Genomic DNA, 12,749 nt, shown 5'->3' with positions numbered 1-12,749 from the left:
CGGCCCGATCAGAGGCCGAAGGCCCGGCCGATCTTGCACCATCGGGCGTTTTCGCGAACCAGTTTCAGGTCGTCGGTCGTTTCGGCAAATGTCCGCGAACGGTATTGCCGGAGCAGGTCCGCGAAGGGCGCCCCTTCCGGGAGGCCGGCAAGCTGCTCGCGGACCGAGATCTTTTCATCGATGACCCGGGTGCCCCAGGCATTTTCCCGAACCTGCAACTCGGCGGCCAGATCGCGCTCTTCCGGCGCGTTTTCATCCAGCGCAGCCAACAGGATCAAGTGGAAAAGCGCTACATAGCCAATCTGTCTCAAGCCACCCACGACCCGCACGCGCGGCAATATGGCAAGGACGAGGAACGTCAGGAACAAGTCCGGCAGCAGCACACCGTCCAGCAGCGCCTGCTTCAGTTGCGGCCGCTCGAACTGGATGGAAAGACCGTGCGGCCTGTCAGGCTCGATCAGCTGCCCGTTCTCGAGGACGAGCTTGCGCACGCGCTCCTCGCGGATGCCCCAGAAATAGGCGGTGGCATTGGGCAGGAATCTGCCAAATGGGCTCGATGCGGCCTCTTGCAAGGCATGCTCGAGACGCCGGCGCCTTGCGGGCTCGAAGAGCAGCCTGGAAAGAAGGCCGCCGTCATGGTCCAGATGCCGCGCCATGGCAGCAGCGGCGAGCCGGTCATCGATCAAAACCGGCAGGGCCATGCCGGAACGATCCCAACCAGCGACCAGATCCTCGTTGAGTTCTGTCAGCGCATCGGCGGCGGTTGCAAACACCTTGTCGTGGCTGGCGAGCAGTGTGCCCAGCCAGCGGCTGGCATCCGTTTCGTCGCACACCGCTTCGAGGGCGCGCCTGTTGAGGGTGACGGGACCGGCCGCGCAAACGCTTTTGCGGCACAGTTTGTGGCGCCCCATGCCAAACAGGTTGACCTTGTCGTCGCCGACATCGAGCCAGCCCGGCCCCTCCCGGCCAATTGTCTCCATGGTCATCGTCGTTCCCATGAAGCCGAAGAAGGCCGACAGCCCGTTTTCGACCGCGCCGAGCCAGGCAAGCAGAAGGGCATCGAAGGTGATCCGGTCCATCAGAAGCAGGCAGTGCAGGCCGGACTGAATTACCGGTCTGTGCTCGAACTCTTCGAGGATCTTGCCGATCTCCTCAGGCTGCATGATCGCACCGAGGCGCTGATGCAGGACTTCGCGCAGGATCGAGCGGGCAGCGATCGCCGGGCCGGATGCAGGCCTTGCTACCGGCCGCCACAGATGGCGGGCGTAATCGGAAACCGATGCATTCCAGTTCTGCTCGATGTCACGCACGACTTCCGGGCAGAGCAGCGACAGCACAGCCAGAATTTCCACCGGAGGCGTAGGGGCTGGGGCGAAGACGGCGGTCATCAGAACCGCAGCCGGGCCATGCTCAGAAGGTCGTGATACTGCCCGTCGGTAAAGCCGGCCTTCACATGCCGGCCTTCGACCTCGAAGCCGTGGCTGGTGTAGAGGCGGATGGCCGGCTCGTTGTCGGCATAGACGGTCAATTCGACCCGCTTCAGCGCGCGCCAATTGTCGGCAACGTCAAGCAGTGCGCCAAGTATGGCAGAGCCGATGCCCTTGCCGACAAAGGCATCGTCAAGGCCGATATTGATCTCGCCTATATGCGAACGGCGCGGCGAACCCTGGACAACCAGGTTGCCATGGCCGACGATCCTGCCGTCCAACTCGGCAACGATCCAGGTGGTTTCCTGGCCGCACTTGGCGATGCGCCGCTCCACCTGCTCCACCATCTCGAAAGGCATCCTGAGCGTGCCCCAGCGGAAACCCGGCATGTTGAAGATAGCGCAAAGCGCCTCCGCATCGCCTGGCCGCACGGCTCGAAGCTGCGGCCGGATTTTCTCGGATGGCGAGGTCGTGCTGGTCATGGCGTTCCCGGCTACAGCAATTCCAGGAAAAGTGTGAGCGGTTTTCCGCCCGGAATTGCGTCAGAACCAAGGATAGAGCAATTCGCCGTTTCCTTGAAACGGTGAAGTGCTCGAACCCAATCGGCCCGGCACGATGCGCCGGCGGCACCTGAAAATCCAGCTATCTCTGCAGCCTATGACGCCGATTGCGAGCCAAAATACCGGGAGGCGGCGTAGAGTTTGAAGGCGCCGCTGATGCCGATCCAGCCGAAAAGCGCGAGCCAGCACAATGTCCTGGTCGCACTCCAGTCGATCCGGTGCACCGCGGCGTCGGTGATGACGAGGCCAAGGATGGCAAGCAGGCCGACCAGAAACTGCGCCAGGCCGAGCACCAGCAGTTCCTCGCGCGGCGCGTTTTTCCAGACGAGATAGGCGCCGCCAGCGCCGGCGAGGAAGATGGCGCTGTAGACCTGGGCGTGGAAGGGATCGACCGGCCATGGCCAGGTGCTGCTGACCCTTTGAGGGAATAGCAACATGCCGATGCCATAGAGGCCAAGGATCGCGGCTTCCGCCAACATGTAGCCGCGCCATGCGGGGTTAGGGGTCACGCCTTTTGCTGGGGGATAGGCCCTGGTCCGCCAAAGGAACAGCCCGGATACCGCGGCCGAGGCAAGATAGACCAGGAACCAGAGCCAGGCCGCTTTTCGCTCGAAGTTGAAATAGCCGAGATTGATCAACGAAACCGCCGACACGATGACGGTGAAGATGAAGGCCATGACGAGGACGAGCCTGCCGGGCGACCAGCGATTCCAGACCAGCAGCGCTGCCATCACCGCCATTTCGGCGGTGTAGAAGCCGCCGAGGAAGCGGGCACTGAACGGCGTGACAGGCCAAGGCCACCGCGGCTTGACCAGCTCAGGCGCGAAAAACAGGCCGGCGCCGACGATCAGGACGATGATGACCCCCGCCGAGAAAAGGCGCAGGGCGGCGGGAAATGGCGGGTTGTCGGGTGTCGGCACAGGAGAAAACCCCAAAGATGAACGCCTATCGACCATCATAGTGCCGCTTGCGGCCGGAGAAAATCCGCCGAATGGAAATTGAACCATCATCAGGCTTGTCTATCCGAATGGTCCGTTTCGAAGTAAAATGCAGCACTCGCACCAAGGGCAGTCCGATCAACACGTCTGGGAGGCGCATTTTCTGGAGCCGGCAGGATGAATGAAGCTCAGGATCTGTTCTCGCTTCTGCGGCAATCGACCGATGTCGATCCACTGGTAATCGACGCGATCAAGCGAACCGTCGCGGACGGCAACGACCGCGAACTTTGCCGCATCAATGCGCCAGCCTTCGCCAGCAAGCACGGCCTCGACGAGGAGCGCACCATAAGCGCATTTCTCCATGCGGCGCGGGTGGGCATTTTCGATGTTTCCTGGAATGTTCTATGCCCAGGCTGTGGCGGCGTGCTCGACACCAACGCCACGCTGAAAACCCTGCAGAAAGATGAATACACCTGCGCGCTGTGCTCCGAGGGCTATTCGCCAACCCTCGACGAGATGGTCGAGGTGACATTCACCGTCAGTCCGCGCATACGCAGGATTGCCGCCCACAATCCACACGAACTGCCGCTGGTGGAATATTTCCGCCAGATCTACTGGGCTTCGGGTGTTGATGTGCCGGATGAGGATTTCGCGAAAAAGTTGGAAGCGTTTTCGCTGGAAGATATCGAGCTTGCGCCCGGTGAAAAGGCGCTTCTGCCCATACAGCTTCCGTCCGAATTCGTCATCGTCTTCGAGCCGGTCACCCATTCAGCGCAGTTCATCGACGTGAAGGGCGAACCAACAAAGGAGCGCCGAAGCCTCTCTTTGGTCTTCGACCGCGACCATGTCCAGAACCAGACGCTGGAGATGCAACCCGGCCCGTTGCGCATTTCCCTGGAAAACAGGACCGACACGCGCGTGCTGCCGACGGTTTTCATCGCCGGCCAGGCCTTGCACGATTTCCTGGGTAAACGCCGGCCCTTCCTCACCGCCAAGCGCCTGCTCACCAACCAGACGTTCCGCGATCTCTATCGCACGGATACGCTCGACATCAACCAGCGGCTGAAAATTACCAGCCTGACCTTCCTGTTCACCGACCTGCGCGGTTCGACCGCCCTTTACGAACGGGTGGGCGACCTTGCGGCCTTCGATCTCGTGCGCGCACATTTCCAGGTTCTGCACGAGATCGTCGCGGCGGAGGCCGGCGCGGTGGTCAAGACGATCGGTGATGCGGTGATGGCGACCTTCGCAACGCCTGATCGTGCGATTGCCGCGGCCCTCAGGATGCGCGAAGCCATGCGTGCGCTCAACGACAAGAGCGGGCGCGAGGACCTGCTGCTCAAGATCGGCGTCCATGCCGGCCCTTGCATCGCCGTGTCCATGAACGAGCGGCAGGACTATTTTGGCCAGACGGTCAACATTGCTTCACGGGTCCAGAATCTGGCCAACGCACAGGCGATCTTCGCCACCCGTTCGGTGGTCGACGACAATCTCACCGCCGATCTGTTGCGCAGGAGTGCGCTGAAGCCCGTGCCCTACGAAGTCTCGCTGCGCGGCATTGAGCGAGAGGTAGCGGTGTATACGATCCCCTGACTACCTGACCCCTGAAGACCTGACCCCTGAAGACCTGGCCCCTGAAGACCCGGGCCCGAAGATTTGGTTGTTCCGGACCCTCACACGCGCCTGCAGATAAAATAGCGATCGGCGGGCACTGAAGGCGGCGGCGCGAGGCGCTGCAATTGCGGGTGATCGAGCGGCGTGCCGCTGACCGCCATGCCGCCGACACGAAGCAGGCGCGCGGTCAGATCGGGAAGCCAGGTAGAGGTCACTGCATCGAGATCTTCATAGCCCGTGCCGATATCGGCATGAACGAGAGCGGCGTCGATGCCGATGAACCTGCTTGCCGTCTCGCGTATTTCGCCGAGCACGAGGTTTTCAGCTTCGGGAATCGAGCTGGAGTGGGCGGCCAGCGCGCGGTCGAACGCCACGATCCGGCGTCCGGGCAGGCGCTCGCGCAGATGGTGGAATGTCCGGCCATTGCCGAGGCCGAGCTCGAGCACGGGACCCTCAATCTTCGCTACCTCGGCGCAGATCTGATCGAGAATGTCGCGCTGTGCGGTCATCCTGCGGATGAAACTCTCGAGGCGACTCATATGCGTTTGTGCGTCCTGAACCAGTTCAAGCGATCGATAATGCCCGCGATCAACCCGATCGAGTCTCGTCGCATATAGAGGTCAACAATGGACACTGCAACAACCGAACAGGCTGCCGGCGGCCCGGCGCGCGGCGGAATAGCGATCTCACTTGTAGGGGTCTGCGGCGTCCCGCAAGCCGTCGCCGAGGAAGTTGAACGCCAGGATGACGAGAATGACGGGGAGCATCGGCAAAAGCAGCCATGGATAGAACGCGATGACGCTGACGCTGCGCGCCTCGGTTAGCAGGATGCCCCAGCTGGTTGTCGGTGGCCTCAGGCCCAGCCCAAGGAAGCTCAGCGCCGTCTCGCCCAAGATCATGCCGGGTATGGAGATCGTCGCCGTTGCGATCAGATGCGACATGAAACCGGGGATGAGGTGCCGACGGATAATGCGGCTGCTGCTGGCGCCCATCAATTGCGCGGCCAGAACGTAATCCTCCTCGCGCAAGGCCAGAAGCTTTGAACGCACGGCCCGCGCCAGTCCGGTCCAGTGGATCAGCCCGAGGATGACGGTGATGCCGAAATAGATCAGGATTGGACTCCAGGTTATCGGCATGATCGCCGCCAGAGCCAGCCATAGCGGAATGCTGGGGATCGATTGCAGAACTTCGATTATCCGTTGGACGATCAGGTCGAAGATGCCGCCGTGATAGCCAGCCAGTCCACCTATGACAATGCCGAGCAGGAAGCTGAAACTGATGCCGACAAGGCCGATCGTGAGTGAAATGCGTGCGCCATAGATGATACGCGAGAGCACATCGCGTCCCAGCCTGTCGGTGCCGGCCAGAAAGAGCTGGCCGTTTTCGGCAGGACAGACAAAATGCCTGTCACCTTCGACCAGGCCCCAGAACCGGTAACGGTCGCCCTTGCAGAAGAAACGAATCCGTTGAACATCATCCTGGTTGTCGATGTAGTTCCGCTTGAGTGTGTCCATATCCAGCGTCATCTGGCGACCATAGACGAAGGGCCCGACAAGCTGTCCGTCATGGAACAGGTGTACCCGCTGCGGCGGCGAATAGATGTAGTCCATGTTGCGCGTGTGCAGATTGTAGGGCGCCAGGAACTCGCAGATCAGGATCCCGAAATAGAGCGCTGCCAGAAATATGCCGGATACAAGGGCAAGCCGGTGCCGTCGGAATTTCCACCACATCAGGCGCAACTGCGATGCCTGGAAGACCTTCGACTGCTCCGCCGTCATCGCCTCGACTGATTGCAGGTCGAAGGGCGCGATGGAAACGTAGTGCTGCAGTGGGGCACCCGGAGCGGGCAGGGGGGATTGCTTGTTCATTTGGTGCTGCCGCCCTGCAAACGAATTCGTGGATCAAGCAGCGCCAGCGCCAGGTCGGAAATCAGGACACCGATCACCGTCAGGAAGGCGAGGAACATCAGGAAAGACCCTGCCAGATACATGTCCTGGCTTTGCAGCGCTCTGATCAGCATCGGCCCCGTCGTCTCCAAGGACAGCACGATCGCGGTGATTTCGGCACCGGAGATGATGGCCGGCAGGATGGAGCCGATGTCGGAAATGAAGAAATTGAGCGCCATGCGCAGCGGATATTTGACGAGCGCCTTGAAGGGATGAAGGCCTTTGGCGCGCGCGGTCACGACATATTGCTTGTGAAGCTCATCGAGCAGATTGGCGCGCAGCCGCCGGATCATGCTTGCCGTGCCGCCGGTGCCGATGATCAAGACCGGGATCCAGAGATGGGCGAGGATCGACTTCGCCTTGGCCCAGCTCATCGGCTCACTGAGATATTGCGGGTCCATGAGATGGCCGATGGAGGTGCCGAACCAGATATTGGCGAAATACATCAGGATCAGCGCCAGCATGAAATTGGGAATGGCAAGGCCGAGAAGGCCGAAGAGAGTAAGGCCGTAGTCGCCCCAACTGTATTGATGCGTGGCGGAGTACATGCCGATGGGAAAGGCAATGAGCCAGGTGAAGATGATCGTGACGAAGGAAACCAGGACGGTCAGCCACATTCGGTCCCCGACGACGTCGCGAACCGGCAGCTCATACTCGAAGGAATAGCCGAAATCGCCGTGCAGCATCCCGCCGACCCAGTAGAAGTAGCGAATGACCGGCGGCTGGTCGAACCCATATTCCTTCCGCATCATTTTGATGCGATCGGAATCTACCGCTTCACCCTGAGCCCGAAGCTCCGAAACATAGCTGTCGAAATAGTCGCCTGGGGGAAGTTCGATGATCGTGAACACCAGCGCCGATATGATCAGCAGCGTTGGAACCATCACAGCGATGCGCCAGACAATATATCGAAACACGCTCAGGACTCTCCAAGCCAGAAGGTATCGGGCATGTAGACACCGAAATAGGCGGTCGGGTCGTAGCCGTAGAGCGCCTTGTCAGGCAGATTGCGCAGCCGTGAGGACACCAGAACCGGCTGATGCGTTCCGTTCACAGTGCCGATCGAAAACACCTGGTCGGTGTAGATCGACAGCATTGAATTCCAGATCTCGGCGCGCTCCGCGGCCTCAGACGAAGCGTTCCAGCGCTTGAGCAAAGCCACCAACTCGACCACTTCAGGAAGATCGGGCGCCTCACCCATCTTGCCATGGGACAGGTAGTGAGCGCCCCAGAGTGGCCATTGCAGTTGGTCGTCGATGGTGGGGGCCAACTGGTACGGATTCATGTCGGGGGTAGGCACGCCATTGTCTATGCCCGACCACATCGACATCATGATCTCGCCGCCAAGCGCGCGGCTGCGGAAGATGTCGCGCTGCGAAGTTCGGACGAACAGGGCGATGCCGATCTGGCGCCAGTGATCGGTGATGAGCTCAAGCGCGTCGGTTTCCAGCGTGCTTTCGCCGGCCGTTTCCACTATGACCTGCGCCGGGCGCCCATCGGGAAGTACCCGCAGGCCGTCATCGTCGCGCGTTTGAAGCCCGACCTCGTCGAGCAGGGCGTTGGCCCGGTCGGGATCATGGGCGACCCAGGCCTTCGCGAATTCCGGCCGGTAGAGCGGGCTCTCCGGCAGGACCGTATCGGCACTTTCCTGCGCCAATCCGTAGAATACAGCCAAATTGATCTCGCGCCTGTCCACAGCGAGGGAAAGCGCGCGGCGTACGCGCACGTCACGAAAAAGGTTACGCCAAACCTGATCGGCACAATTCAGGTTGGGCAGGAGCGCCAGCCGCGAACCCTGTGTGCGTTTCCAGAGATGCATCTTCACGGGGTAACGCTTCTCCGCATCCTTCAGAAAAGAGTAGTCGGAGAAGTCAATTCCCATGCTTTGCAGGTCGCTCTCACCCGCACCGGTCTTGGCGGAAATGATCGCCGACGAGCTGACATTCATGACAATCTGGTCAACATAGGGCAGCTGCCGGCCATTCTCGTCTATTCTATGAAAGAACGGGTTTCGCTCGAAGATGAACTGTTCAGCCGGCGGCTTGGTCCGGTTCTGCCAGGGATCGAGCGTCGGCAGCTCCGGGTTTTCCGGGCGATACTGCCGCGACATGCGGATATGCAGGAGCGTCCATTTCTTTGCCCGGTTCTCCGTCATTAGGCCGGCGAGCCGGAATGGATCTTGGTATTTCTTGTGAAACTGCTTGAGATAGGCGGCCGGCAGAACAAGTGACAGCGGCGAGGCGGCAGCGAGCTTGGGCAGGAAGTCGGGATTTGGCGCCTCCCAACTGTAGCGGACCGTCAACGGGTCGACGATCTCGAAGCGTGGCGGCTTGCCATCTGCCAGCAGGCTCGGAGCAAGCCCGCCTTGCGAAAGCTCATCGTTCAGCCAGACATCTTCCCAGCAATAGCGAAAATCCTCCGGCGTCAACAGGCTGCCGTCAGACCATTTATGTCCTTCCCGGATCTTGAAAGTGAAGACACGATCATGTGCTACGTCGAAACTTTCGAGGATGTCGGGTTGCATGTTAAGCTTTTCGTCATAGCCGACCAGGCGAGCATACCCATAGATGGTCATCATCCGGATATCTTTCTGGCTGCCGATGATCGTGCGCAGCGTGCCGCCATATTGGCCGGGCTGCCGGCCCATGGCGGCGAGATTCAATACGCGCGGGCTCTTGGGCAGGCGCTCAGTGAGTGCCGGCAGCGCCCTGGCCTTCAGCTGCGGCTGAAGAAATTCAGGCTCCAGATCGCCTGCGCGTACCGTGCCCGGCAGAAACGCCGAAGCCATGAGTCCAAGGACGGTGCGCCGGCTGATCAAGGGCGTAGCTCGCTGACATCGGCCGAACGTCGGGCCAGCACGAGGTGGCCGCCGCCAAGATCGAGCGGCGACAGCACATCCTCGTCGCCCTCGTCGCGGAATTGCGGTCCCCATGCGCTGCTGTCGGAAGCGCCGCTGAGCTTCAGCGTCTTGAAATCCATCGGCCTGTCGAGATCGGGAAAAGGTACAGCGGCGACCAGTGAGCGCGTGTAGGGGTGGACCGGTTTCCTAAGCAGAATTTCGCGCGGGGCAAGCTCGACGATACGCCCGCCGCACATCACCGCGATGCGGTCTGCCATGTAGTCCACCACTGCCAGGTTATGGGATATGAATAGGTAAGTCAGGCCCAGTTCCTTCTGCAGGTCCTTCAGGAGGTTCAGGATCTGCGCCTGGACAGAGACATCGAGCGCCGAAACCGGCTCGTCGCAGATCAGGAGTTCGGGCCCCAGCGCCAGCGCGCGCGCGATGCCGATACGCTGACGCTGCCCGCCGGAGAAACTGTGCGGATAACGCTTGATGAAGCGCGGATCGAGCCCGATCGCCTGCATAAGGCTCTTGACCGTGGCTAGTCGGGACGCGGCATTGCCCCGTTGATGGATTTCCAACGGCTCGCTCAAGATGTTTTCCACCGTCATGCGAGGTGAAAGCGACGAAACCGGATCTTGAAAGATCATCTGGATTTTCGCGCGCAGCAGGCGCAGGGCGTCTCTGTCGCCTCCCAAGACGTCGATCGGTCCATCGCGGCCATTGAAGATCACCGAGCCGCCGTTAGGCGTGACAGCCCGCATGAGGATCTTGCTGACGGTGGTTTTGCCGGAGCCGCTTTCGCCGACCAGACCCAGGCACTCACCCCGCCTGATGTCGAAGCTCACGCCGTCCACGGCGCGAACAGAGGTTTGATGATCACCGCCGAACCAACCAGACTTGCGGATGGTGAAGGTCTTTGTCAGGTCCCTGACCGACAGCAGGATGTCGCTCGGCCCCTTCGATGCCGGCGCCGTCTGCTTGCCAAGCAGGTTCTCGACATTCACCGGCACCTCGCGCAGCGCCTTCAGCCTTTCGCCAGGCTTCAGGTCGAAATGCGGAACGGCTGCCATCAGGCCCTTCAGGTAAGGGTGACTTGGCCGGCGGAATATTGCCTCGACAGGTCCCGCTTCCATGATCTCGCCATGGTAAATGACCACCACCTCGTCGGCAACATTGGCGACCACGCCGAGGTCGTGCGTGATCAGCAGCATCGCCATGTTCAGCTTGGTCTGAAGCTCGCGTAGCAATTGCAGGATTTGTGCCTGGATGGTGACGTCCAACGCCGTCGTCGGCTCGTCGGCGATCAACAAGGCGGGCCGGCAGATCAGCGCCATGGCGATCATGGCGCGCTGACGCAATCCTCCCGAAAGTTCAAACGGATACATGTCATAGGCGCGCTTGGGATTGGGAAAGCCGACAAGGCTGAGCATTTCCTCAGTCCGCGCCTTTCGCTCCGCCCGCGCCATGGGCGTATGAATCTGCAGGGATTCGCTGACCTGGTTGCCGATCGTGTGCAGCGGCGACAGCGATGTCATAGGCTCCTGAAAGATCTTGCCGATGCGGCTGCCTCTCAACGCCCGGATTTCGGGCCCGTCACGCGGCATCTGCAGGATATCCTGCGTCGTGCCGGGCTTTTCAGGATCGGAAAACAGGATACGGCCGCGAACATGTGCTGTGTTCGGCAAAATGCCCATTACTGCCTGGCTGAGAACCGATTTTCCGGAACCGGACTCGCCCACAAGCGCGGTAACCTTGCCGGGCAGGACGCGGAGATTTGCACGTCTGACGGCATGCAACGGTCCCCCGATAATGGCAAAAGAGATGCCAACATCCTCGATCCGCAGCAGATCAACGCCTGCATTCATTCTCACACCAGCCCCACCCTGGGGCCTGCCAGGCGGCAGGCCCTGGAAGCAAGACTACCGCATTGCCAGCCTAGAGCAACTTGGATTCGAACGATCGCCAGCGGCGGAACCAGCGACCGGACTGCTTACCAAGGCGTTCGGATCAGATTGGGGCTGGCTACTGGAGCTTCCTGCGGTCGCCCGCCGACAGCCGTGCGGCATCGCGATGAAGCAGCATGACCTGCTCGGCCTCCGATCTCCGGTCGTAAATCGGCTCCAGCGCACCGTCTTCATCGAGTGCGAGAGCGCCCGACAGATCGGGTGAAAGCACCGTCAGCTTCTGCTTGATCCCGGCCAGTTCCTCGCTGCCGAGCGTCAGCCAGCTGTTGGCGCCGCAATAGCTGGCGAAGTCCTTGCTGGCGAGAACGCGGTGCGGATATTTCTTGGTCAGGGTCTGGAGGCGCTGGACCTCGTTTACAGCCGAGCCGAAGACAGAGAATGTGAGCCGGTCGGTAAGCCCGACATTGCCGAACATCACGTTGCCGACATGCAGGCCTATGCCAAATTTTATGTCGGACAAGCCTTTTTCCTTCCTTCGCAGATTGAGATCCATCATGCGCGCAGTGGCCTTGTGCGCTGCCGCCAGAGCAGACTGGCAGGCGATCTCGGACTGCGAGCGATGCCTTTCGCAAGGGTAGACGGCAATGAAGCCATCACCGATGAAACTCATGATCTGCCCGCCTTTGCGATTGAAAGGTGCTGCAATGGCATCGAAAAACTGGTTCAGCGTATCGATGTAGATTTCGCGGCCGGAAGTTTCGGCAAGCTTTGTCGACCCGCGCATATCGGCCATGACCAGTGCGGCCCGGATCGTGTCGCCCTCGCCGCGTTTGATCTGGCCGTCCAGCACGCGTCTCCCGGCGTCGCCGCCGAGATAAGTGGTCATCATGTTGTCGGCCAACTTGGTGAGCACCGCCATTTTGGTTGCGATGGCGAGATGGTTTTGGATACGCAGCAGCGCCGAAATCATGCTGTCGCTGAAACCTGAAGCACTGTCGGTGGACCAGGACCCGATCATGCCCTGACTGGTATTGCCGTTGAAGGGATGGACGAAAGCCATGTAATCGGTCACGCCCATGAGCCTGAGTTCATCGAAAACAGGAAATTCCGACGGGACCGCCGGGTCGAGCCGACGCCGCAGATGGTCGAGCTTGTTGCTGAGCAGATGGTAGTATGGGCTGGTTAGGAACCTGTCAGAATGAACGCCGTCCTGTTTGCGGAAGCCTTCCACCTCCATGCCTTGGCCGCGAATCCAGGTGAAACCAAGCGCGTCATAAAGCGGATGAAGCATCGAAAAGCTCAAATGCACCCGCTTCAGCGGCAGGCCGGCAGCAGCCAGCCGCTCGCAAAACCCCTTTACCAATGTTTCCAAGTCGTTGCCGGCCAAAGCCGATTGGGTCAGCCAATCGGCAACCTTGTCCATGAGAATGGTCGAAATTTCTGTTTGCGCTGTGCTCATGCTACCTCGAAACCCGTCGAAGACGAGCCTTCTCCTTTGATCCGCCACACCTCGAA

Annotated in this window: 10 protein-coding genes; 1 reads left to right on the top strand and 9 read right to left on the bottom strand. The window is 60.5% G+C overall.

The window, feature by feature from the left end; all coding sequences use genetic code 11:
- Positions 1-8: 8 nt before the first annotated feature.
- The 3 genes from EN845_RS12485 to EN845_RS12475 all read right to left on the bottom strand — a co-directional run bounded on the left by EN845_RS12485 (position 9) and on the right by EN845_RS12475 (position 2,907).
- The gene (locus tag EN845_RS12485) at positions 9-1,388 is read right to left on the bottom strand and encodes a hypothetical protein (RefSeq protein ID WP_127870115.1); all 1,380 of its coding nucleotides are present in this window, start codon (positions 1,386-1,388) and stop codon (positions 9-11) included.
- Entirely contained in the window at positions 1,388-1,909 is a 522-nt protein-coding gene (locus EN845_RS12480; RefSeq protein ID WP_127870116.1) for a GNAT family N-acetyltransferase, read from the bottom strand. The genes EN845_RS12485 and EN845_RS12480 overlap by 1 nt, the downstream gene beginning before the upstream one ends.
- Positions 1,910-2,082: 173 nt before the next feature.
- A complete protein-coding gene (locus EN845_RS12475; RefSeq protein ID WP_127870117.1) occupies positions 2,083-2,907 on the bottom strand; it encodes a hypothetical protein in 825 nt (274 codons plus the stop codon).
- A 195-nt stretch (positions 2,908-3,102) separates the two neighbouring features.
- Here EN845_RS12475 and EN845_RS12470 point away from each other — a divergent pair, with 195 nt between their 5' ends.
- Positions 3,103-4,518 carry an adenylate/guanylate cyclase domain-containing protein gene (locus tag EN845_RS12470; RefSeq protein ID WP_127870118.1) on the top strand — a complete coding sequence of 472 codons (1,416 nt, stop codon included), beginning with the start codon at positions 3,103-3,105 and terminating at the stop codon, positions 4,516-4,518.
- Between the two features lie 80 nt (positions 4,519-4,598).
- Here EN845_RS12470 and EN845_RS12465 read toward each other — a convergent pair whose 3' ends face one another.
- The 6 genes from EN845_RS12465 to EN845_RS12440 form a co-directional block, all read right to left on the bottom strand.
- A complete protein-coding gene (locus EN845_RS12465) occupies positions 4,599-5,078 on the bottom strand; it encodes a class I SAM-dependent methyltransferase (protein ID WP_127870119.1) in 480 nt (159 codons plus the stop codon).
- A gap of 147 nt (positions 5,079-5,225) precedes the next feature.
- On the bottom strand, positions 5,226-6,407 hold the full coding sequence (locus EN845_RS12460; RefSeq protein WP_127870120.1) for an ABC transporter permease: 1,182 nt from the start codon (positions 6,405-6,407) through the stop codon (positions 5,226-5,228).
- Positions 6,404-7,402, bottom strand: coding sequence for an ABC transporter permease (locus EN845_RS12455; protein WP_127870121.1), 999 nt, complete (start codon positions 7,400-7,402; stop codon positions 6,404-6,406). The genes EN845_RS12460 and EN845_RS12455 overlap by 4 nt, the downstream gene beginning before the upstream one ends.
- Positions 7,403-7,404: 2 nt before the next feature.
- Positions 7,405-9,303, bottom strand: coding sequence for an ABC transporter substrate-binding protein (locus tag EN845_RS12450; RefSeq protein ID WP_127870401.1), 1,899 nt, complete (start codon positions 9,301-9,303; stop codon positions 7,405-7,407).
- The gene (locus tag EN845_RS12445; protein ID WP_127870122.1) at positions 9,300-11,195 is read right to left on the bottom strand and encodes an ABC transporter ATP-binding protein; all 1,896 of its coding nucleotides are present in this window, start codon (positions 11,193-11,195) and stop codon (positions 9,300-9,302) included. Before EN845_RS12445 ends, EN845_RS12450 begins: the two co-directional genes overlap by 4 nt.
- A 157-nt stretch (positions 11,196-11,352) precedes the next feature.
- Positions 11,353-12,693 carry an adenylate/guanylate cyclase domain-containing protein gene (locus tag EN845_RS12440; RefSeq protein WP_127275931.1) on the bottom strand — a complete coding sequence of 447 codons (1,341 nt, stop codon included), beginning with the start codon at positions 12,691-12,693 and terminating at the stop codon, positions 11,353-11,355.
- Positions 12,694-12,749 lie beyond the last annotated feature (56 nt).

The sequence above is a fragment of the Mesorhizobium sp. M8A.F.Ca.ET.202.01.1.1 genome (genome assembly GCF_004791595.1).
Lineage (GTDB): Bacteria > Pseudomonadota > Alphaproteobacteria > Rhizobiales > Rhizobiaceae > Mesorhizobium.
The sequence above is the reverse complement of the archived record's forward strand: the minus strand, read 5'-3'. Positions and strand labels throughout refer to the sequence as shown.

Bases quoted from the DNA above. Each gene is read 5' to 3' on its own strand.
- EN845_RS12485 (WP_127870115.1), bottom strand. From the start codon at position 1,388: ATGACCGCCGTCTTCGCCCCAGCCCCTACGCCTCCGGTGGAAATTCTG.
- EN845_RS12480 (WP_127870116.1), bottom strand. From the start codon at position 1,909: ATGACCAGCACGACCTCGCCATCCGAGAAAATCCGGCCGCAGCTTCGA.
- EN845_RS12470 (WP_127870118.1), top strand. From the start codon at position 3,103: ATGAATGAAGCTCAGGATCTGTTCTCGCTTCTGCGGCAATCGACCGAT.
- EN845_RS12465 (WP_127870119.1), bottom strand. From the start codon at position 5,078: ATGAGTCGCCTCGAGAGTTTCATCCGCAGGATGACCGCACAGCGCGAC.
- EN845_RS12460 (WP_127870120.1), bottom strand. From the start codon at position 6,407: ATGAACAAGCAATCCCCCCTGCCCGCTCCGGGTGCCCCACTGCAGCAC.
- EN845_RS12445 (WP_127870122.1), bottom strand. From the start codon at position 11,195: ATGAATGCAGGCGTTGATCTGCTGCGGATCGAGGATGTTGGCATCTCT.
- EN845_RS12440 (WP_127275931.1), bottom strand. From the start codon at position 12,693: ATGAGCACAGCGCAAACAGAAATTTCGACCATTCTCATGGACAAGGTT.